Below are 22,941 nucleotides of genomic sequence, written 5' to 3'. Positions count from 1 at the left end.
GGTATTCAGCGGTGAGCGAGCCCTGACACAACGTGGGAAGGGGATTTCAATTTTGAGGCAAAGAGAAAGCAATCGGGAAATTAAAAAGAATTTTATTCTATATAAGGGACATACGGGTTGGAAAGTAAAGACGCGGATTTTCGGGAGCCTAGTCGTCACTTTTTCGGCGTTAACATTGGCCGAAGGTACCGGCGTCGTTGATGTCCACGCGGCAACGGCGGCGGACTCGAGCTTGGTTACGGCTAAGTCTGACAGCCAGCCGAGCGTTGAACCAACGCCGGCAGCAACGAAACCAGCTGCACCAACATCACAGCCAGCTGCAAATTCAGATACGAGTGATAAATCAGGCCAATTATCAAATGAAGGTTCAGCTTCGAATACAGATAAAGATGCCCAGCTAACTGGTGGTAGTCAGCAGCAAAAGCCAGTTGCTGAGAGTGCGTCGTTGACGACAGATGATGGCACAACGGCACAAGATTCAGCTACAGAGCCGAGCACTAAGTATCCGGTTCTTTCGCAGGACAAGAATAATCCAACTAATATTGGGGTTGATACCTCAGAAGTTAACCTGACTGCGAGTCAGATTGCGGACCATTTTACGGCGACAGTCGAAAACCGTAACAGCAGTGATGGCGATGACGACACTAAGGACAATACGCATGTAGTAACGATTGGAAAGGATGGCTCCGTTGCACTGACGAGTAATGATTCGCATAAAGTTTATACTTCACCAAATTACTCAACCGACGTAACCGGTCACCAAGTCGCACATGTTTCATTTGAACATGAAGTCGACTTCAGCCATAATTTTTCATTATCTGGGGCGTTAGGAATTGGACATAGGGATAAAGACGGTGCCGACAGTGTTGGCTTTATTTTTGCGCCAGGAAATCCAGCCGAAGCAACGAAGGGTGGTTCGGGTGGAATGCTTGGGCTACAAGGGCTTGAGAATGCGTTTGGCCTTGTTTATGATCAATACGATAATTCTGGCTATAATGGTTTTAATGACCCTAAAAGTGGCTATGAATTTGCTCCATACATTGGTTGGCGAACAACGGACGCTAATGGTAAATTACAAGTAGCTGCTGACTCAGATTGGACGGCTGCCAGTGCTGCTGGCTTGAAAGACCGTAGTGTTGATCCCTTAAATGATTTTGTTATGGACTACAATGCAAAATCTCAGACGTTGACGGCTACACTGGGGACAGCAAAGTTCGTGCGGAAGATTTCGGATACGAGTCAGGGTTATTCGATTTCTGTGGCTGCCTCTACTGGTGGGAGTTGGAACGATTATTCTGCCCGGATTGATAAATTTACTTATACGCCAAAAACAATTCCACTAGCGGTCAATTTAGTTGATTCTGCCGATGACAATGCGCCTCTTGCAGGTACAAGCGCAAATGCGATTGCAAATATCGGGGATACTGTTTCTGTCTTCTCCACGCAGGATGCGGCGGCAAGAGCTGTTGCTAAGGGATTAGTAGACTCTAGTTTAGTCTCCGTTTTGCCGACAGATAGTGCGGGTAATGTTTATGTGATTGATGGTAAACAAAAGCCTAGCAGCATTGGAACCGCCAAACAAATTGACGGTTCGGGCGTTGCTGATGACACATACTATACGTATACGGTCACGGATGGTGGCAGCCAAGAGGTAACGGTACCTGTACGGTTGGCCTTTACGGCAAAAGTGACGCCGGTTGACGCGAAGACGCAAGAGGCGATTCCCGGCTTACAACCCGTGACAGTGATTGCGGTTGATGGTGAACCAACTTTGGTCCAGATACCGGGGTATACGCCAACGACAGTAACCTTAGCGGCGCCAAAAAATGGGGCTAAAACGGCGGATGATACGTTGCCAATTGACCAAGGGGCTACAGGTAAAACATCCGGCACAACGACCACGAACACAGCTACGCCAATCAGTCACTACTACACGACTACTGGGACAACGGTTGACGGCCAAACAGTGACAACGAAAGCAACGGTCGGTACGGGGCAGTCAATTTCGACGGACTTAAACCAGCAACCATTAGTGGATGCAAAAGGGAATGCGATTTCCAGTGGTGGTAAAACCATCAGTAGTGATGATTACTATTGGTCAACGACTGGTAATGCCGGAGCCACAGATTCAACGGATGAAACGAAACCACAAACGAGTGGGAGCTTGCTACTGCCAACAGCAACTACTTTGCAGTACTGGGAAGCTCAAGCAACGGCTAACCAGACCAAAGCGGATACTTATAATGACCAAGCCCAAGCAATGTACAAAACGTTTATGGGGATTACGGGTTTGACACAGGCACAACAGGACGATGCGAAGACATTACTGCAATCAGTCAGTGATATCTATACCAGTGTTTCTAAAACTAACGGACTTGCGGAGACAGCTTTTGAAAATGCCAAAGCAGCAACTGCTGCGACTGATATTTATAATGATGGTCAGGCTGGTTATGCGGCGTTAGAGGAAGTTAAAAACTTGTTGGTGTCATTTAATGCTGACTTGACGAATTTACAGAATAACAATACGGATGCTGGAAAGAGCTTAGCAACCTTTACGTCTTGGTCTGAAAATTATGGTGATTCAATTAAAATTCCAGCAAATAATTTTGTTGATTTTGGTCCCGATTTTTGGACAAATGGGGTAGAAAAAACTGCTGATTTTAGTAATCCAGCTTATTACGCTTACTACAGTACGAATACGGCAGATGGTACGCCAGTTACGCCGAAAAATGTCGGTAAGTACTTCTTTAACCTCACCGATGCTGGGCGGGCTTATTTAAAGAACCTTAACCCCAATAACGATAAGATTGGGTTATACGTTTCAGCGATGTTGACAATCAATCCGTTAGCGACAGCAGCCACCGTTGATAAGGCCACTGTCGAGTATGGTGGTGAAAATGCAACTTCTAGTACAGTTGGCACTTTACCAGACTTTGTTGGGAGCTTAGGTCGTGCGGCTGCGGATCATACGATTGACCAAAGCTATTTTGAAGTTGTTGATGACGACAATAACGATGCTGTAGTGACTGACATTACGCAGCTAAAGGTAAATGGCACCTACACGATTCGTTATACACAAGCAGCCCAAGATGAATTAGCTAAGGATAAAAACTACACGTTTACATCATTTGGTACGGCTAAATTAACTGTGAAGCCACGTGAAATTACAGTAACAGCTCAAATTCACAGTAAGACGTACAACACGCCAGCGGTAGCCGATCCAGTTCTTGATTTGACCAGTGACTCCGCGAATGGTTTAGTTAATGGCGATTCGATTGAGTCACTAGGCGTTAAGCTACATCGTGCTACTGGCGACAATGCAGGTGTTTATGATATTACGGAAGATACAGCCAATTCGACCTTGAACAGTAATTACGATATTACGGTCAACAAGGGAAAATTTACCATTGCGCGGTTGCCAGTGACGGTCCAGGCAAGTAACCTGTCAAAAATCTATGGTGACGATGACCCAACGTTAAAATTGGATAATGCGACGTTACCTGATGGCTATCAACTGACTACTAATGATGTCAAGCTGAGCCGAGTTGCTGGTGAGGATGTTGGCGAGTATGGAATTACAGGGTCGAATGTTGCAACGTCTAACTATAATGTGACGGTGACGCCGGGGTCATTTACGATTACGGCACGACCAATTACGTTAAATGTAAAAGCAGCCTCGAAAATATATGGAGATAAAGATCCTGATTTCGATGCTGACCTTGACGCCAACACACCGCTTATAGGGACGGATACAATTTTGTCCTTGGGTCTAAAGCTGAGCCGTACCGCTGGGGGAAACGTTAATACGTATGACATAACTGGAACGGCTACAGGGAATAAGAACTATGCTGTGACGGTGAAACCGGGGACGTTTACAATTAAGGCACGACCGATTACGTTAGTTGTGAAAGAATCCTCGAAAACGTATGGGGATAAAAATCCTGATTTCGATGCTGCGCTTGATTCAAACACACCGCTTATAGGGACGGATACAATTTTGTCCTTGGGCCTAAAGCTGAGCCGTACCGATAAAGAAAATGTTGGTACGTATGATAAAGATATAACTGGAACGGCTACGGGGAATAAGAACTATGCTGTGACAGTGGTACCGGGAAAGTTCACGATTAATAAACGAGCCATTAGGGTTCAGATTGACAGTCCAAGCAAGGCTTATGATGCTACTGCTTCAACAGATCCAGCGTTGACTTGGCAGATTATTTCCAAACAAGGATTAGCTGACGCTGATACGAGTGACAAGTTAAATGTAAAGCTGAGTCGAGTAGTGGGCGAAGACGCAGGGTCCCACGCAATTACCGGGACCTACGACAATGGTAACTACGATGTTCAGTTTGTTGATGGCGACTTTTCAATCAGTTCACGTGTAGTTTCTGTTATAGTTGACCCTCAAGAAAAAACGTATGGTGAGGCGGATCCGACTTTGAGTTGTCACCTCGGTGATGGGTCATCTCTTGCGGCTGACCAAAGTCTGACAGACTTGGTAACTTTGACACGTGATGCGGGCGAAAATGTTGGTGATTACACAATCAATGGCACTTCGGAGAACAAGAACTACACTTTTGAAGTGACACCAGGTACACTCACAATTAACAAGCGAGCTATTAAGGTTCAAGTGGAAAATAAAAGTAAAGTTTATGATGACGATGCTTCGACAGACCCAGCCTTAACTTGGAAGATTATTTCCGACCAAGGGATAGCTAGCACTGATACGCGTGAGATGTTAAATGTAAAGCTGACCCGCGAGGCCGGCGAAGACGCAGGGTCCCACGCAATTACAGAGACCTACGATAATGGTAACTACGAAATTCAGTTCGTTGATGGGGACTTTTCAATCAATCAACGTGTGGTTTCTGTTATAGTTGATCCCCAGAAAAAAACATATGGTGAGGCAGACCCGACTTTGAGTTGTCACCTTGGTGATGGGGCGTCTCTTGCGGCTGGTCAAAGCCTGACAGACTTGGTAACTTTGACCCGTGATGCTGGCGAAAATGTCGGTGAGTACACAATCAATGGCGCTTCGGAGAACAAGAACTACACTTTTGAAGTGACACCAGGCATATTCACAATCAACAAACGAGCTATTACGGTTCAACTCGACAATCAGAAAAAAGTTTATGATGCGACTACTTCGACAGATCCAGCTTTGACTTGGCAGATTATTTCCAAACAAGGATTAGCCACTAGCGATACGCGTGAGATGTTAAATGTAAAGCTGACCCGCGAGGCCGGCGAAGATGCAGGGTCCCACGCAATTACAGGGACCTACGACAATAGTAACTATGATATTCAGTTTGTTGATGGGGACTTTTCAATCAGTCCACGTGTGGTTTCTGTTATAGTTGATCCTCAAGAAAAAACGTATGGTGAGATAGACCCAGCTTTGGCTTGTCACCTTGGTGATGGTTCATCTCTTGCGGCTGGTCAAAGCCTGACAGACTTGGTAACTTTGACCCGTGATGCTGGCGAAAATGTCGGTGAGTATACAATCAATGGCACTTCGGAGAACAAAAACTACACTTTTGAAGTGACACCAGGTACATTCACAATCAACAAACGAGCCATTACGGTTCAACTCGAAAATCAGAGTAAGACTTATGATGACGATGTTTCAACAGACCCAGCTTTGACTTGGAAGATTATTTCCGAACAAGGGTTAGCTAGCAGTAGTGACAAGTTAAATGTAAGGCTGAGCCGAGTAGTGGGCGAAGACGTAGGGTCCCACGCAATTACCGGGACCTACGATAATAGTAACTACGATATTCAGTTTGTTGATGGGGACTTTTCAATCAGTTCACGTGTAGTTTCTGTTACAGTTGATCCCCAAGAAAAAATGTATGGTGAGGCGGATCCGACTTTGAGTTGTCACCTCGGTGATGGGTCATCTCTTGCGGCTGGCCAAAGCCTGACAGACTTGGTAACTTTGACGCGAGATCTTGGTGAAGATGTCGGCACCTATACGATTAAGGGCGTTTCAAAGAACAATAACTACACAGTGGTTGTGACGGATGGTGAATTGACCATCACGCCGCGGCCTATCACAGTCATCATTGATAATCAACGTAAAGTCTACGGGGACAACGAACCGGTAAAGACGTGGCAAGTTGCTACTGAGACACCGTTAGGGTTTAATGATAATTCGCGTAGCTTGAAAGTTGCTTTGAAACGAACTGCTGGCGAAAATATTGGCCGTTATGACATTACCGGAACCGGTAACAACAAAGATTATGCGGTCACGTTTACTAAGGCCGACCTCCTTATCGATCCACGGCCAGTCAACGTATTGATTGACAATCAGCAGAAGCTTTATGGGGATGCCAACCCTGAATTGACTTGGAAAATATCTGCTGCTACGCACTTAACAATTATGCAGCAGCCAGCTGACCTACACCTGCAGTTAAGCTGTAGAACGGCGGCTAATGTTGGGACCTATACCATTTCCGGAAACGCAACTAATCCGAACTTCGCAGTCACAGTGACAAATGGTGTGCTGACCGTTACGCCACGGCCCGTCACGGTTATCGCTGCTGATCAGAGCAAGACCTATGGCGATGCCGACAAGCCGTTGACGTTGACCAATGGCAAAGACGTCGTCGTAAATGGCGACACCGAAGCTGATTTAGGCGTCACGTTGACGCGAAAAGCCGGTGAAGACACCGGAACCTACGCCATCGACGGGACAGCGGCCAGCCAGAACTACGCGGTCACGGTCACGCCGGGGACATTTACCATCAACAAGCGTGCGGTAAAGGTGACAGCTGACAGTCAGCTTAAAACCTATGGTGAAGCTGATCCGACATTAACTTTGACGACCGCCAGTGATGAAGTCTTAGTCAATAACGATGACGAAAGCGCACTGGGCGTGACCTTGACGCGGGTTGCTGGCGAAAATGCCGGCACCTATGTCATCAGCGGGTCGGCGGACAGTAAGAACTATCTGGTAACCGTCAATCCCGGGGCGTTAAAGATTGCGAAACGAGTGGTTACGGTCACCGCGGCTGATCAATCCAAGAAATTTGGTGAGACTGACCCTACGCTAACTTTGGTAGACCCATCTGAACAATTAGTAAGAGGCGACCAAGAATCCGCTTTAGGTGTCAAATTGACGCGTGAGGCCGGTGAAACGGTTGGGACGTATGCGATTACGGGAACAGCAACTAATCAGAATTATACGACGGTTGTTTTACCTGGGACGTTCACGATTAATCCGGCTGAGGCCAAGGTCACAATTAATGAGGCAAACATTGTTTATGGCTATATGCCAAGGTTTATGGGGAGATTTAGTTTTCTTCGTATGGACTCGGCCTTCGCTCTGAGTGACTTGGAACTGATCAACCAGCAGAAACAAGTCGTTGCTCCGGCTGACTTACAGGCCGGTGACTACACGGTTCAGTTGACGAAGCAAGCACAGAAGAACTTAGCCAAAAAGAATCCAAACTATAAGTTTACGACGTTTAGTCTGGGTCAGTTAAATGTTGCTAAGCGGGCGGTGACGGTTCGTGTGGCTAGCCAAGAGATGTTCGCTGGCCACCAGAATCCTGAGAACCGGGCAGAACTGGTTAAGGGGTCACTAGTCAGTGACAACTCGAAATTAGACCTGCATTACGTGGAACCGGATAGCAAGGAAGTCGGGACTTATGCGATTGACGGAGTTGCCGGTAATCCTAATTATGCGGTAACAGTCGTCCCTGGTCAGCTGAAGGTCTTGGGCAAGGATACTGATGCTAAAGGCAACGTGACGATCACTGAAAAAGATCCGGATGGAAACGTGGTCCAGGTTGATCAACAGTGGACGGATGGTAGCGAGACAATCTATCACTATAGTCCAACAACGGGCGATCGGACCGTGCAGGAGCAGAAGGATGGTAAGACTGTTGGTCAACAAACAATCACGCCGGAATCTGCGAAGGCAACGTTACCTGATGGTGGCAATACGGTCAGCGTTGTTGATCTCGACCCGACAACCAAGCAGCCAACGTTTGACCACTTTACGACTGATAAGGATGTCGACAAGTCGGGTAACGCCACGACGACTACGAAAGACGCTAAGGGCGATGTCGTTAAGGTCGTGAAAGACTGGAATGACGGTAGCACCACGACTTACACCAATGATCCGGCTACTGGTAAACAAACGGTCACTGAACAGAAGGATGGTAAGACAGTCGCCGAACAGACGATTGAACCGAACTCCGGGAAGGCCACGTTGCCAAGCGGTGATGGCGGTGAAACCACTGTCGATGCTGGGCAACCAGGATCTGATCCAACGTTTGAGCATTACACGACCAAGAAAGATGTCGACAAGTCGGGCAACGCCACGACGACCACGAAAGACGCTAAGGGCGATGTCGTTAAGGTCGTGAAAGACTGGAATGACGGCAGCACCACGATTTACACCAACGATCCAGCTACTGGCAAACGAACGGTTACTGAACAGAAGGACGGTAAGACAGTCGCCGAACAGACGATTGAACCGAACTCCGGGAAGGCCACTTTGCCAAGCGGCGATGGTGGTGAGACCATTGTCAATGCCGGGCAACCGGGTTCTGCCCCAACGTTTGAACACTACACAACGAAGAAAGATGTTGACAAGGCGGGTAACGCCACAACGACCACGAAAGACGCCAAGGGTGATGTCGTCAAAGTCGTGAAAGACTGGAATGACGGCAGTACCACGATTTACACCAACGATCCAGCGACCGGCAAGCAGACGGTCACTGAGCAGAAGAACGGCAAGACCGTTACTCAGCGGACACTTGCGCCCGGTGATACGGAAGTCACGTTGCCGGATGATGTTGGGGGTGAAACGGTTGTCAAGATTAGTTCACCAGCAACAGCGCCAACGTTTGAACACTACACGACGCAGCAGACGACCGACAAGGCGGGCACTGTCACAGCCACGACCAAGGACGCCGCTGGTAACATCGTCAAAGTAACCAAGCAGTGGCCAGATGGCAGTGAGACAACCTATACCAACGATCCAGCGACTGGCAAACGGACAATCAGTGAGCAAAAGGACGGCAAGACAGTCGACGAACAGACGCTTGCGCCAGATACGACGGAAGTGACATTGAAGGATGATGCTGATGGTGAAATGATTGCCAAGTTTAGTTCGCCAGCCACGATGCCAACGTTTGACCACTACACGACGCAGAAGACGACTGACAAGGCGGGTAACGTCACGGCCACGACCAAGGACGCCGCTGGTAACATCGTCAAAGTAACCAAGCAGTGGCCAGATGGCAGTGAGACAACCTATACCAACGATCCAGCGACTGGCAAACGGACAATCAGTGAGCAAAAGAACGGCAAAATAGTTGACCAACGGACGCTTGCGCCCGGCGATACGGAAGTCACGTTGCCGGACGGTGCTGGTGGCAGAACAGTTATCGAGTTCAGTCAGTCAGCCACGATGCCAACGTTTACGCACTATCCAGCCAGCTACGATGTGGCACCGACAGATGATGCTGATAAGACCGTGAAGATCACCAAGCAGTGGCCAGATGGCAGTGGCGTCATCTACACTTACGATCCAATCACCGGTAAACGGATTATTAGTGAGCTGAAAAATGGGCACGTTATCGAGCAGCGAACGATTGCGCCCGGTGCCTTACTCGCAATTTTATCGGATGGCATGGGTGGTGAGACCATCGTTAAGTTTGATGCGTCTGGCACGGTACCGACCTTTACGCGTCAGCTTGCTGGCGCATCGAATAGTCGCCACGCCACGTCACGGAAACAGCCTTTGAAGAAGGCGCTGAAAAAGAACGCCGGAGCAGGTCAACATAGAGGCCTGAACGGACAAAGAACGACCTTGAAGGCTGACATGAAGCGACGTCGTGCACAGTCACCGGCACTTGTTAGTGCGGGACAGGCACGGGACATTGCTACAACTGGACAGACACCGTCTCAACAGAAGTTAACGAAGCAACAGCAAGCTGAACTGCCACAAACGGGACAGCAAGACGAGAGCTTCTTGACCGCTTTGGGTGCGTTGCTACTGTCATTGTTGGTAACGCCGTTTGTTCGTAAGCGTCACTAGCTGATTAGGAGCTAATTGGTAGTTTAATTAAAAGAAGGAGTAAGGCCAGAAAACATCTGGTTTTACTCCTTCTTTGTTCGTTTGGTTCTGCTGGTTAATATGTGGGGCGCCATGGGACTCGCACTTGCCGCATAAAATAACGTTAACTCCATAGTCGAGACACACTCCTTAGCTGTAATGCTTTCAGTATACCTAGTGAGGGATATTTCGCCTAGGCAAGTCGTCTGGAATAAACCATCACCAAGAAAAATGGCCGTCTGGGTCACAATCCGTGTTTATTTCGACCAAAAATGATTAACTATAGAAGAGAAGTCAAAATAACAACGAAAGTCGGTGGAAGATTTTGTCTGATGAAATCAATCTCCTGGTCACCCTCAACGCGGGCTATTTGGCGCCGTTAAAGGTGATGCTCTACTCGGTACACGCGAATAATCCGGATGAACAGATTCACTTGTGGTTGGTACACGCCAGTCTGACGGCGGCCGAAGTCGACGACGTGCGGAACCTGACCGCCGCGTTCGACTGGCAGTTCAGCAACGAACGGGTACAAACGGATTTCGCCGCCGGGGTGCCGCTGATCAAGCGCTACCCGAAGGAAATGTACTTCCGGTTACTGAGCGGACAGATTCTGCCACCAACGGTCAAACGGGTCATCTATTTGGACCCCGATTTGCTAGTCATCAACCCGTTGCGACCACTCTGGGAGCTAGATCTGGACGGCCATATGCTGGCAGCTGCTGTCCATCGCGGCGTCACCAACCTGGTCGACAGCGTGAATCAGCTGCGACTGGGGACCACGACCAGCTACTTTAATTCCGGTGTATTGGTGATTGACCTCGACCAAGCACGAGCCAAAATCAAGTTAGACGACATCACCAAGATGATCGAAGAACACCAAAACGAGCTCCTTTTACCGGACCAAGATGTCCTCAACTTTCTTTATGGGTCAGATATCGTAGAAATTCCTGAGGAAATTTGGAATTACGACACGCGAAAATATTTAGGCTATCAGACACGCAGTTTGAGTCAACACGACATCCACTGGGTCATGGCCAACACGGTCATTTTGCACTACTGCGGCACGCCCAAACCGTGGGACGCCAACAGCGACAGCAAGTTTACCGGGCTATTTCTGAACTATCAGCAGCAGTTACAGCGGTTAACAGCGAAGTTGGCGCGAGTGACGGTGGATGAAAACTAGAAAAATTGGATTGAAAACGGACTAAGTCACTCATCGGCTTAGTCTTTTTTCGTGTAAATCGACCCCGTTTGAAAGTGAAAATGGTCAGTTTCCGCAAAGAAAATCTTCCAGACACGAGTAAACCACGATGCTTCACGGTAAAAATCTGGTATACTGAGAACGAAATTCGGATTTTGAATTCAGTTTCTGGGAAAACAAGTCGTGGCAACCGATAGAAGGGTCGTGGCGAACGCAAACGGTCGATTTCGGTACGGAATTTGCAAGCTGTGCTAGCTATGAAAAGTGATTTGTCCAGATATTGGGTCGTACCACTTTAGAAAAAGGTTGACTTTTTCGAAAAGTTTAGTATAGTTAAAGAATACAAATTGACTCTGACTCATTGATGTTAATTTAGAAGATGCAACTCAACGACACGAAGGAGTGTAGAATTCATGGCAGTAGATTTTGATTCCAAGTCTTACTTGGAAAAAGTTGACGCTTGGTGGCGTGCTACAACGTACCTTTCCGGTGGTATGATCTTCCTGAAGAGCAACCCATTGTTCTCAGTTACGAACACACCAATCCAAAAGGACGACGTTAAGGTTAAGCCTATCGGACACTGGGGTACTATTTCAGGACAAACTTTCCTGTATGCGCACGCTAACCGTCTGATCAACAAGTACGGCTTGAACATGTTCTATATCGGTGGCCCTGGTCATGGTGGTCAAGTAATGGTAACTAACTCTTACTTGGACGGCACGTACACGGATGCTTACCCTGAAATCACTCAGGACCTTGAAGGGATGTCACGTCTGTACAAGCGGTTCTCATTCCCTGGTGGAATTGGTTCCCACATGACTGCCCAAACGCCTGGTTCACTCCACGAAGGTGGGGAACTTGGTTACTCACTTTCACATGCTACTGGTGCTGTCTTAGACAACCCAGACCAAATCGCCTTTACGGTTGTTGGTGATGGGGAAGTTGAAACTGGCCCAGCCATGACTGCATGGCATTCCATCAAGTTCTTGAACCCTAAGAACGATGGTGCCGTATTACCTATTCTTGACTTAAACGGATTCAAGATCTCCAACCCAACTCTCTTCTCACGGATGAGCGATGAAAACATCGCTAAGTTCTTCGAAGGTTTAGGCTGGTCACCTCGTTTCCTTGAAAACGACGATATCCATGATTACATGACTTACCACGAAAAAGCTGCTAAGTTATTTGACCAAGCTATCGCTGACATCAAGCAAATCCAAAAAGACGCCCGTGAAAACGGCAAGTACCAAGACGGCGAAGTTGCTGCTTGGCCAGTCGTTATCGCTCGTTTGCCTAAAGGTTGGGGCGGTCCTAAGACGAACCCAGCTGGCGAACCAATCGAAGGCTCCTTCCGTGCTCACCAAGTTCCACTTGGCTTAGCACAAGGTAAGCTTGACGAACTTCCAGAATTCGAAGCTTGGATGAACTCATACAAGCCTGCTGAATTATTCAACACGGATGGTTCATTGAAGGCAGAAGTCGCTGACTTCGCTCCTAAGGGCGACAAGCGGATGGCTGCTAACCCAGTTGCTAATGGTGGCCGTGCTCGTGGCGAAAAGCCTGAAACGCTCGACTTACCAAACTGGAAAGACTTCGCTAACGACATCAACGAAAATAACCGTGGGACTCAATTGCCAGATGGCAACAAGAACATGGATATGAACGTTCTGTCAACCTTCTTTGCTGGCGTTGCCACGAAGAACCCAACGTCATTCCGTGTATTCGGACCTGACGAAACGATGTCTAACCGTCTTTGGGAAATGTTCAAGATCACTAACCGTCAATGGATGAGTAAGGTCAAGGAACCAAACGACCAATACGAAGCCCCAGAAGGCCGTATCTTGGATGCTCAATTATCAGAACACCAAGCTGAAGGTTGGCTTGAAGGTTACACCTTAACTGGTCGTACCGGTGTGTTCACGTCTTACGAATCATTCTTGCGCGTTGTCGACTCAATGACGACTCAACACTTCAAGTGGATCCGTCAGGCTGCTGCTGAACCATGGCGTAATGATTACCCATCATTGAACCTGGTTTCAACTTCAACCGTATTCCAACAAGACCATAACGGTTACACCCACCAAGACCCAGGTATGCTGACCCACTTGTCCGAAAAGAAGTCTGACTTCATTCGCCAATACCTGCCAGCAGATGCTAACTCACTCTTGGCTGTATTTGACCGCGCCTTCAAGGACCGTCAAAAGTTGAACCATATCGTTGCTTCTAAGCAACCACGTCAACAATGGTTCTCCGTTGCCGAAGCTGAAGAACTGGCTAACACTGGTTTGAAGACTATCGACTGGGCTTCCACTGTTGCTGAAGGTGAAGATGCTGATATCGTCTTTGCTTCTGCCGGTGTTGAACCTACCATCGAAACGTTGGCTGCCATTGACTTGCTCAATGCTGCATTCCCAGCTGTTAAGATGCGTTACGTCAACGTTGTTGAATTGGAACGTCTTCAAAAGAAGAACGGGCCTCTGAACGACGAACGTGCCTTGAGCGATGCTGAATTCAGCTCATTCTTCGGCGAATCCGGGACTCCTGTTGTCTTTGGTTTCCACGGTTACGAAGACTTGATTGAATCCTTCTTCTACGAACGTCAACACTTGGGCTTACATGTCCATGGTTACCGTGAAGATGGTGACATCACTACTGCTTACGACATGCGTGTCTACTCCGAACTTGACCGGTTCCACCAAGCCAAGGACGCAGTTAACACCTTGATTGCTAAGGGTGTTATCGACGAAGCTGCCGGTAAGGCCTTCGATGCCAAGATGGACACTATCTTAGCTAAGCACATGAAGATCACTCGTGACGAAGGTCGCGATATCGAAGAATTTACGAAGTGGCAATGGACGCCATTAAAGAAGTAATTCTTTAATTCAACGTTAATTAAAACTCGGGAGGCCAGCTCAGAAATGAGCTGGTCTCTTTTTTTATGCAGAGTGCGACCTAAGGCGGTTAACTACGCACTGCGGCTGCCAGGGATTCCGCCTGCTGTGGGGACGCTTCAGCCTGGAAGGACACCAGTCTTCTCGCTCGCTTTGAAGCCACGAAGACCACGCGTCTTCAAAGTCGCCCGTGCTGTAAGCCGGCTAAAGGATCGCCAGCTAACAGCACCTCCACGGCCGACTACATCCCTGTCCTCCTCCGGCTCTGATTGTGTTCTACAGCAAAAAGCGCGTCCGGAATAATCTTCCGAACGCGTTTTTACGACAATCAGGTTAAAATGTTTTCAACCCAGGTGCAATCAACTTCCAAGTCAGCTCAAACCGTTGCTCATAGTCCGGTGCGTTCCAGCTGTCCTTGAAATTCGGCAGGGTGAAGGCGGAAAACGTTGCCAGAATCGTTTCTGCACGTTCAAAGTTGGCATCGTGGTAGCCTAAGATGTCATCGATAACCTGATAGGCGCTAGTCAGCACTGTGCGGAGGGCTGTGGGGTTGTTGTCGATGTAACGGGTATTGAGCGTAAACATCTGGGGATTCGTGTTATACGCCCTTTTTTTGGCGTTCACGAAAGCCCAGAGCCACGCGTGCAGCTGGTCCTCGGGCGGCAACGTGGCGTCGACGGTGATCTCCGCGATAATCGTTCGTTGGAACCAGGCAGCGGAGACGGCTTCCCACAGATCCCGTTTGTTCTGGAAATGTTTGTAGAGGGCGGCGTGGGTGATGCCCAATTCCTGCGCGATTTGGTCTAAGGTGACGGCAGCGTCGCCGGTTTGCGAGATGAGGGTTTCGGCGACATCGATAATTTTAGTGCGAGTCAGTTGTGCCATAGGTGTTGGCGACCTCCTTGAATAGCTTTCTATCTAGTGTAGCACAAAATGGGGAAAAGTAACTTTATTTGACTTTTGTTACTAAATGACTTACACTTTGACAAAAGTTACGGAAATTAAATTAATTTACCAACACATCCAAGGGGGATCATTTAACTATGCAAGCAGCGCAATTAGACAAGTACCAACAAGATTTCAAACTCGTCGTCCGGGAAGTGCCAACACCAAAAATTACCGATTCCGAGGTTCTCGTCCAGGTCAAAGCGGCTGCCGTCAATCCCCTGGAAATGTTGATTGGGACTGGTAGCGTCAAGCTGATTCAAGACTACGCCCGGCCAGTTACCATGGGCAACGAGCTGTCCGGCGTCGTGTCGGCCGTGGGGCAACAGGTTACCGATTTTAAAGTCGGTGACAAGGTCTACGCGCGGTTGCCACTCACCAAGATCGGAGCCTTCGCCGAATACGTGGCGGTCGACCAGGATGCGCTGGCGCCGATGCCGGCGGGAATGGACTTCGACCACAGTGCCGCAGTTCCCTTGACTGGTTTGACGGCTTACCAAGGCCTACATGAAGAGCTGGGCGCTCGGCCTGGCCAATCGGTGATGATTCCCGGTGGGTCTGGCTCATTCGGTCAAATGGCGATTCCGATTGCCAAGGCGATGGGCATGAAGGTCAGTGTTAGTGGTAACGCCCGGGCCAAAGAACAACTTTTGGCGCAAGGGGTCACGAATTACTTTGACTATCACAAAGAGAACTATTGGGAAGAACTCGACCCCGTGGATTATGTGATCGATACCATCGGGCCTAAGGAATATGACCATGAACTGCAGGTGCTGAAGCGCGGTGGCCGGCTGCTATCCCTGCGCATGGGGCCTAACCGCCAATTCGCCAAGGACCGCAATTTACCATTCTGGAAGACGACGCTGTTCACCCTCGCTGGGCTGAAGCTTGATCGGCAGGCCAGACAGGTTGGCGGCCAGTACCGCTTTATCTTCGTCCGAAGTGATGGCAAGCAGTTGCGGACCATCACTCGATTGGTAGAAGAAGCGCAGATCATGCCAGCAGTCGACCCAACGCCCTTTAAATTAGCCGATATCAACGAGGCGCTTAAGCTAGTTGCCACCGGTCATCCTAAAGGGAAAGTCTTGATTCACTTTTAGCGGTTTACTTTTAACCAGTTTCGCCCCATAATTACTGATATATTATGTAAATTGATGAGCGGGGTGAATAGCGTGCAGAGTAATCAGCGAATTGCGGAATTAATGGTCCAGTTGATGGCTGGGAAAACGTTGCAAGCGGAGAAAATCGCCGCCAAATATGCCGTCAGCGAACGGACCAGCCAACGGGATTTTGCCTACATTCGCCGCGCGTTATCCGAATATACAGTCAGGAACCTCATTGAAGAGCACGGCACCTATCGTCTGTCGCGACGAAGTGAAGAGACTGATGCTGAAATGGTGTTGGCAATGAGCAACATTCTGTTGGGGTCGCGGGCGCTGAATCAAACGGAGCTATCGGGAACGCTCGACTACCTCAGTTCGGGTCTGTCGCCAGTGATGCAGGACGCCATGCGCCAGCAATTGACGCCTTCGCGGGGCAGTTACGTGCCGTTGTCGCGCAGCAAGCCGCTTTTGCACGTGTTGCGGGAAGTGGCTAGTTGTATCACACAGAATCAACGGATGGTCTTCACTTATCGCAGCAGTCGCCCGGGCGAGACCCATGCCCAGGTGCACCACGCCCAACCAGTCGCGTTGTTTTTCGAAACCTACTACTTTTATGTGGCGATGTTGAGTGAAGAACACGCGGGGTATTGGCTTTACCGCTTGGACCGGATTCAGGCCATCCAGGAGAAACTCCCGGGTGAGAAGCTCGATTATGATGAACGTTACTCCCTGCAGGAACACCGCAACTACGCTTACCTCCTGGACTCCGGGTCGCTCACGCGGATTCGTTTTCGGTATTACAATTACGTCCAGACGGCGCTCGACCATTTTCCGGGGTCACGCGTGATTAGAGAATATCCGGATGGCAGTTACGTGATTGAGGCTTACGTGAAAATTGATGGGGCCGTGCTGTGGCTCCTCAGTCAGGGCGCCGGATTACGTGTCTTGTCGCCGGTCTCGCTGGTGGATCGGATGCGGGCGATGCTGCAGGCCACCTTAGAACAATACGAATAGAGTAAAACGCTTAGTAGTTATTAAACTATTAGGCGTTTTTTTTCGTGGCGACGTTTGAAATGACATATTATGTCACCCCCGTTTTGTATAATGAGGTTTATGAGTTGGTACTAATTATTAATAGAAACATTAGGAGGGGATTTAAGGATGAAATTGTCAAAATTGATTGGCTCACTGTTAGTGGCCGGAACGATGGGGGCCGTGGCAATCGTCACGACACCAACGACTACCGCCCAAGCAGCAACCAAGGTTCAATCGGCAAAGAAGACGCTGTTGAAGTCATATCCCAAGAATATGCGGCGGACTTGGTATCGCTACGAAAAGGGTCATTATGCACGGACGAAGATTACCGCTAAGAAGAACACTGGTGACGTCCTACATTACTTTAACCCGAATAAAAAATGGCCTACGATTACCGAGACAAATCAAGATTGGGCTTTTGCCTTTAAGATGGGTAATGGGGTTGTTGGTTCTAGTCCTTGGTGGATGTTAGACAGCTGGAAGACGGTAAATGATATGGGTGCTGTGCTCAATCAAAAGGTGACGACCAAGACCTATAAAGGCAAGAAGGTTAAGGTGCTTAAGGAGCTTAACGCGAACTCGAGACCTGTTAACTGGAGATATTCCTATTCATCGAAGAAGATGGCCAAGCATTTCAATCCTAAAGGGACTGTGCTGTGGGCTGAAAATAACTAAAATATGGGAGAGAAAAATATGATGAAAAAATTTGTTAAAGCAAGTGTCTTAGCTACATTAAGTTTAGCTTTAGTTGTCCCAGCCGCAACGACGTCGGCTAGCGCCAAGAGCCGTGTGAAGGTCATTTCAACGACCAGTGTGGCTAGTCAAGCCTATCATGGGAAGAAAGGGAACATTTACACGAGTGCCAAGCTGAGCAAACGCCACTATGTGATGAAGCATTACAAGTACACGACCTGGTACGTGACGAAGCAAGCTGTCATTAAGAACAATGGTAAGAAGGGCACTTTGGCCTATATCAAGGCTGGTAACAAGTCTGGCTGGATCTATAAGAAGTATTTGACGGCGGGCAAGGCACCGGTGAATAAAGCTAAGATGATAGCTAATGATTCTGTTTCGTTCAGTCGGGCTATGATGTCGGCTAGTTCAGGGTTACAAGACCATTCAATTGGAACTTATGATAGCTACGAAGATCTGGGTGGTCAGCTAATGAGTCCTTACTCCTACGGCTCTGGAGCGGATGAAAATAAGATGGACAGAACAGCGCTGTTAAAGGTTTACAATCTGTTTAAGGGTCGTTTTAGCAAATCTCAAAATGCAGACTTAGCTGCGATGGCTGACAAATTGGAAGCATTACAGATTACCGGGGATAATGAAGATTTGGCAGTAACTTCAGTAATTAATTTTGGGAATACCTTGGGGAGCCTGATTCAAAGTCTAGCTTAACTGGAGGCAAAGAAAGAACAAATACAGTTACTTAAAGAAACCATTATCATGCTGGCGGAGATGATTTCTGATACTGTATTAGTAGTAATGTTTCCCGCGGTTCTGCCCAGGCACCAAGGCGGAAACTGCTGAAATCGTATTTTAAAAACATGCGGATAAATAACACCACCATAACGTCGCTCTAAGCAATCGACTTAAACGGTGATCCTAAAAAAATCAGGACAAACCTTCATGCGGGAGGCTTGTCCTGATTTTTATTATTTCTGTTCGCGATTCAATTGGGCTTTGAGTTGGGCCAATCCCTTTTCTGGTGTGACCTCCAGCGTGCTCAACTGGCTCACAGTCTGATTGACCGCATTCAGTTGCGTGCTGTAGCCATAGAACGCCTTGTCTTGAAAGCCGATGGGGAGGGACTTGACCGCCGCTTTAGCCGTTGGATTCTTGGCCAAGTACTGGCGATAGTCTTGGCTCTTCAATGCCGTCTTCGTCAGTGGCAGATAGCCCGTGGCCTTGGCCCACTTCACGGTCTCTCGTTTGGTCAACAAGAACTGCATGAAGGCCGCCGCGCCCTTACGTTGGGCTTTAGATGCTGACTTGAAGAGCACGAGGTCGTTGCCGGAAATGCTGGTCGCAGACTTCCCGCGATAGCTCGGCAGGACGGCCGTTCTCCAGTGGAATCCCTTAGGTGTGCTGGCGGCCATGATGCCGAGTGCCGCGGACGAGCCACTATAGAAGAGGGTCTTGCCCTTGAAAAATTTGACGTTGCCGAAGCCGTCCGTGCCCGCCGTCGTGGCCGTTTTCTGCTTGAGCATGTCCGTGATCACGTGGGTCGCCGCAATCATTTTCGGGCTGGTTAGTTGGGGATGCGGTGTCATTAATGGTGTGCCCGCTTGCGTGGCTAAATTGTTTAGTTCCGCCGTGAAACTCTGATCGAGGGCGAGACCATTCAGTCCTTGAGCCTTGGCCCGCACACTGTCGCGTTGCAGCTCGCCCCAAGTCCGCGGAACCCGTAGGCCAGTCTTTTTGAGCAGGTCACGATTATAGAAGAGAATCCGTGCGGACTTGGAAAATGGCCAGGCGTACGTTTTCCCTTGATACTGGCTGGATTGGCGCAGGCTCGGGACCACCTGCTTGAGCTTGGCCGAGTCAACGTAGGCGTTCAACGGCACGATGAAGTTGCCGTGAACGTAGTCGGGGACGTCGGTATAGGTCGTCTGGGCCATCGTTGGCAGCGTGTGGGACTTTGCGGCCGCTGTGATTTTTTGCTGGACGTTGCCGAAGTTTCCCTGTGAGCTCCCGACCACCTTATAGGTCGATTGAGAGTGGTTGAAGTCCTGAATCATTTTGTTAAGTGCTTGTTGGTGGTCACCGGTCATCCCGTGCCAGAAGGTGATGGTGACCCGTTTGTTAGTGGTCGTTTTAGCCTGAGAACAGGCGCTCAGTGTTCCCAATAGAAGGATAGCGCTGAGGCTGGTTAAGAAGTAACGGAATAATTTCATAGTGACTTGCCTTTCGCTGGGGACGTGGTCATTCCCAGAATCAGATATTTTTGAAGCCCGAAGTAGAGCAGAATCAGGGGTAAAATGACGCAGACGGTTGCGGCCATCAACAGAGGATAGTTGGTGCCTTGGTCGCTGGTAAACGCCATGAGACCGACAGGCAACGTGCGCAACCGGTCGTCATTGGTGACGATCAAAGGCCACATGAATGCGTTCCACGAGCCGATGACCTGGAGCAACGCCACGGCCGTGATGATGGGGCGATTGGTGGGAACGAGGACGTGCCACAGGTATTGCCAATCGCTGGCGCCGTCGATGTGCGCCGCGTAGTACAGTGTTTTAGGTTGTGCACGGAAGGCCTGATGGAGCGTGATGAACATGAAGATGCTGGCCAGCCACGGCACGACTAGGGCGGCGTAGGTGTTGATCCAGTGCAGATGGGCCAGCGTGACAAAGTTTGGAATCAGTAAGAGCTCACCCGGCACCAGCATCAGAGCTAGTAGCAGGCCAAAGAGAACGCGGCGGCCGTAGAATTGAAGATGGGTGAAGGCAAAAGCCGCCAGAATGCTGGTGAGCAGTTGGCCAATCGTGGTGACACTGGTGACCAGTAGCGAGTTGAGACAGTAGCGGGCAAAGGGAGCTGCCTGCCAAACGTTGAGGTAGTTACCCCACTGCAGGGCTTGCGGTAGCCAGTTGGTCGGCACACTGAGCGTGGTGCTGGCTGGTTGGAGGCTGGTCAGCAGCATCCAGATGAAGGGCAGGAGCATGAGGGCCGCCCCCAGTAACAGACAGAACGTGCGGAGGCCATTTAGCAGGCGGTTCATCATGACCACCCGCCTAACTGGTGTTGCCGGTGGCGGTAAACGGCGTAGGTCAGGAGCGTCAATCCGCCAACGAAGGCGAACAGTACGATTCCGCTGGCCGCGGCGATGGTGACCTGATTTTCGACGTAAAATTTCTGGTAGAGGTAGTACATCATGGTCAGGTCGGCGTTGCCGGGACCGGCCGAGCCGTGAAAGAGCGCGTAGACCTGGTCGAACACTTTGAAATTGGTAACGCTGGTGTTGACGATGATCAGTACGGTCATTGGGAGTAAGAGGGGTCCCGTGATGGTCGTAAAGCGTTGCCAAGCGTTAGCGCCGTCCAGCTCGGCCACTCTCGCGTAACGTTGGTCGATATGGTTGAGTCCGGCTAAAAATAAAATGATATTAACGCCTAATCCCTGCCACATACAGACGATACTGAGCGCGAACAGGGCGTAGTGGGGGTCGTTGAGCCAGTCGATGGCGTGCAGGCCAAATTTGCCCAAGATAGCATTTAGCAGGCCACCATCTAGTCGGAAAATCCAGTTCCAGACCAGACCAATAGCGACGGTTGATGTGACGAATGGTAAGAAATAAATCGTCCGTAACAGGCCGGCCAGGTGTTGATTGTGATTCAAACCGAGCGCAATCAGCAAGGATAAGGCGACCGTGATCGGCATGACCAGTAGCACCAGAATCAAGGTGTTGCGGACGGCGAGGTGAAAGGTCGGGTCGTGCCAGAGATAGATGAAGTTTGCCCAACCCAGCGCGCTGATCTGGTTGGTATAGTAGTTGTATTTGGTATAGCTGCTCATCAGAAAGGCATTTATCAGCGGCCAAACGGTGAACAACAGGGTGATCAGCAGTAACGGCGTTAAATAGAGCGCGGCCTTTAATGTTGACTTCAGATTGGGACGGGAATTGATCATTGGTCGGCCCCCGTCCAGAGGCAATCTCCGGTAGCCGAGAAGAGCTGACAGCCATGTCGGTCAACGGTGAGGGGCAACGTCGTTTGGTCAGTCCGCGGGATGGTGGTACTGATCAGACTAGTGGCTGCTTGGAGACTGGTCAGCGTGTCGCGACCGAGTTGGCGTTGCTGGGTGATGGTGGCTGTAAAATGGGCCGCGGCAGGCGTAGTGGCTAAATGGATGGCCTCACTGCGAATGCCCAGCGTCGTTGCCTGAGCCAATAGGGTTGCTGGCAGACTAGCGCGTAGCCCAGCAGGCAGGGTGGCCACTGGCCATAGATTGAGTTGGGGACGGCCGATGAATTGGGCCACGGTCAGGTTTTGCGGATGCACATAGAGGTCATGGCCGGTGCCGACTTGTTGCAGGCGACCGTTTGCCAAGAGCATGATGTGGTCCGCAATCTGCAGGGCGTCCTCCTGATTGTGGGTGACAAAAAGGGTCGTGACGCCGGTGGCCCGCTGAACGTCATGAATGACGGTCCGTAATTCTTCCCGGAGTGTGGTGTCGAGACTGGAGAGTGGTTCGTCGAGTAACAGAAGTTGGGGATGCTTGGCTAAGGCGCGGGCCAGGGCCACCCGCTGTTGTTGTCCCCCGGAAAGTTCTCGGGGAAATTTAGCCAGTTGGTCGGTGATTTGGACCAGCTTCGCTAATTCTGTCACGCGCTGTTGGCGAGCGGCCTTTTTGACGTGGGCCATTTTCAGGGGGAAAGCGATATTGTCACGTACACTGAGATGTGGATAGAGCGCGTAGTCCTGAAAGACCATACCAATGTTGCGTTGGCGGCTGTCTTGGTGTGTCACGTTGGTCTGGTCAAATAGAATCTGCCCAGCATCGGGGGTCAGCAGGCCGGCCAGCAGGTTGAGAATGGTCGACTTGCCACTGCCGCTGGGGCCGAGGAGGGCGACCAGTTCGCCAGTCGGAATAGTACAGGTGAAATTTTTGAGAACAGTCGTGTGCTGATCATAGGCCAAGGTAATGTCTTGAAGTGTTGCGCGCATAGGGAGCCCCTCCTTTCCAGATAGG

General features: G+C 49.6%; 12 protein-coding genes. 7 read left to right on the top strand and 5 right to left on the bottom strand.

All coding sequences use genetic code 11. From position 1 onward, the window contains the following. The first annotated feature begins 52 nt into the window (after positions 1-52). From JUF10_RS00725 to JUF10_RS00715, 3 genes are all read left to right on the top strand, one after another. Positions 53-10,054 (top strand): MBG domain-containing protein, encoded by a 10,002-nt coding sequence (locus JUF10_RS00725; protein WP_203640336.1) that lies wholly within the window; start codon positions 53-55, stop codon positions 10,052-10,054. Positions 10,055-10,397: 343 nt separating this feature from the next. Beyond that, positions 10,398-11,255 (top strand): glycosyltransferase family 8 protein, encoded by an 858-nt coding sequence (locus JUF10_RS00720; protein ID WP_203640335.1) that lies wholly within the window; start codon positions 10,398-10,400, stop codon positions 11,253-11,255. Between the two features lie 431 nt (positions 11,256-11,686). After that, the gene (locus JUF10_RS00715) at positions 11,687-14,146 is read left to right on the top strand and encodes a phosphoketolase family protein (protein ID WP_203640334.1); all 2,460 of its coding nucleotides are present in this window, start codon (positions 11,687-11,689) and stop codon (positions 14,144-14,146) included. Between the two features lie 351 nt (positions 14,147-14,497). Here the strand turns inward: JUF10_RS00715 and JUF10_RS00710 are convergent, their stop codons facing one another. Beyond that, positions 14,498-15,049: a TetR/AcrR family transcriptional regulator gene (locus JUF10_RS00710; protein ID WP_203640333.1), complete on the bottom strand. Its 552-nt coding sequence runs from the start codon at positions 15,047-15,049 to the stop codon at positions 14,498-14,500. Between the two features lie 158 nt (positions 15,050-15,207). Here JUF10_RS00710 and JUF10_RS00705 point away from each other — a divergent pair, with 158 nt between their 5' ends. From JUF10_RS00705 to JUF10_RS00690, 4 genes are all read left to right on the top strand, one after another. Then, a complete protein-coding gene (locus JUF10_RS00705; protein ID WP_203640332.1) occupies positions 15,208-16,209 on the top strand; it encodes an NADP-dependent oxidoreductase in 1,002 nt (333 codons plus the stop codon). A gap of 72 nt (positions 16,210-16,281) precedes the next feature. Further along, on the top strand, positions 16,282-17,226 hold the full coding sequence (locus JUF10_RS00700) for a helix-turn-helix transcriptional regulator (RefSeq protein WP_236008116.1): 945 nt from the start codon (positions 16,282-16,284) through the stop codon (positions 17,224-17,226). Between the two features lie 147 nt (positions 17,227-17,373). Further along, positions 17,374-17,922, top strand: a complete 549-nt coding sequence (locus JUF10_RS00695) for a hypothetical protein (RefSeq protein WP_203640331.1) — start codon at positions 17,374-17,376, stop codon at positions 17,920-17,922. Positions 17,923-17,940: 18 nt separating this feature from the next. Then, positions 17,941-18,648 (top strand): hypothetical protein, encoded by a 708-nt coding sequence (locus tag JUF10_RS00690; protein ID WP_203640330.1) that lies wholly within the window; start codon positions 17,941-17,943, stop codon positions 18,646-18,648. 257 nt (positions 18,649-18,905) lie between these two features. On the opposite strand, the gene JUF10_RS00685 is transcribed toward JUF10_RS00690, so the two are convergent. Genes JUF10_RS00685 through JUF10_RS00670 form a run of 4 tightly spaced genes read right to left on the bottom strand, consistent with a single transcriptional unit; the run spans position 18,906 to position 22,916 of the window. Continuing rightward, entirely contained in the window at positions 18,906-20,147 is a 1,242-nt protein-coding gene (locus JUF10_RS00685; RefSeq protein WP_203640329.1) for an ABC transporter substrate-binding protein, read from the bottom strand. Next, positions 20,144-20,974 (bottom strand): carbohydrate ABC transporter permease, encoded by an 831-nt coding sequence (locus JUF10_RS00680; protein WP_373301250.1) that lies wholly within the window; start codon positions 20,972-20,974, stop codon positions 20,144-20,146. The genes JUF10_RS00685 and JUF10_RS00680 overlap by 4 nt, the downstream gene beginning before the upstream one ends. Next, the gene (locus tag JUF10_RS00675) at positions 20,971-21,879 is read right to left on the bottom strand and encodes a carbohydrate ABC transporter permease (RefSeq protein ID WP_203640328.1); all 909 of its coding nucleotides are present in this window, start codon (positions 21,877-21,879) and stop codon (positions 20,971-20,973) included. Before JUF10_RS00675 ends, JUF10_RS00680 begins: the two co-directional genes overlap by 4 nt. Next, a complete protein-coding gene (locus JUF10_RS00670) occupies positions 21,876-22,916 on the bottom strand; it encodes an ABC transporter ATP-binding protein (RefSeq protein ID WP_203640327.1) in 1,041 nt (346 codons plus the stop codon). Before JUF10_RS00670 ends, JUF10_RS00675 begins: the two co-directional genes overlap by 4 nt. Between the last annotated feature and the right edge of the window lie 25 nt (positions 22,917-22,941).

The sequence above is a fragment of the Levilactobacillus andaensis genome, from assembly GCF_016861695.1.
GTDB classification, from domain to species: Bacteria; Bacillota; Bacilli; order Lactobacillales; family Lactobacillaceae; genus Levilactobacillus; species Levilactobacillus andaensis.
The sequence above is the reverse complement of the archived record's forward strand: the minus strand, read 5'-3'. Positions and strand labels throughout refer to the sequence as shown.

Bases quoted from the DNA above. Each gene is read 5' to 3' on its own strand.
- JUF10_RS00685 (WP_203640329.1), bottom strand. From the start codon at position 20,147: ATGAAATTATTCCGTTACTTCTTAACCAGCCTCAGCGCTATCCTTCTA.
- JUF10_RS00680 (WP_373301250.1), bottom strand. From the start codon at position 20,974: ATGATGAACCGCCTGCTAAATGGCCTCCGCACGTTCTGTCTGTTACTG.
- JUF10_RS00675 (WP_203640328.1), bottom strand. From the start codon at position 21,879: ATGATCAATTCCCGTCCCAATCTGAAGTCAACATTAAAGGCCGCGCTC.
- JUF10_RS00715 (WP_203640334.1), top strand. From the start codon at position 11,687: ATGGCAGTAGATTTTGATTCCAAGTCTTACTTGGAAAAAGTTGACGCT.
- JUF10_RS00690 (WP_203640330.1), top strand. From the start codon at position 17,941: ATGATGAAAAAATTTGTTAAAGCAAGTGTCTTAGCTACATTAAGTTTA.
- JUF10_RS00670 (WP_203640327.1), bottom strand. From the start codon at position 22,916: ATGCGCGCAACACTTCAAGACATTACCTTGGCCTATGATCAGCACACG.
- JUF10_RS00710 (WP_203640333.1), bottom strand. From the start codon at position 15,049: ATGGCACAACTGACTCGCACTAAAATTATCGATGTCGCCGAAACCCTC.
- JUF10_RS00705 (WP_203640332.1), top strand. From the start codon at position 15,208: ATGCAAGCAGCGCAATTAGACAAGTACCAACAAGATTTCAAACTCGTC.
- JUF10_RS00695 (WP_203640331.1), top strand. From the start codon at position 17,374: ATGAAATTGTCAAAATTGATTGGCTCACTGTTAGTGGCCGGAACGATG.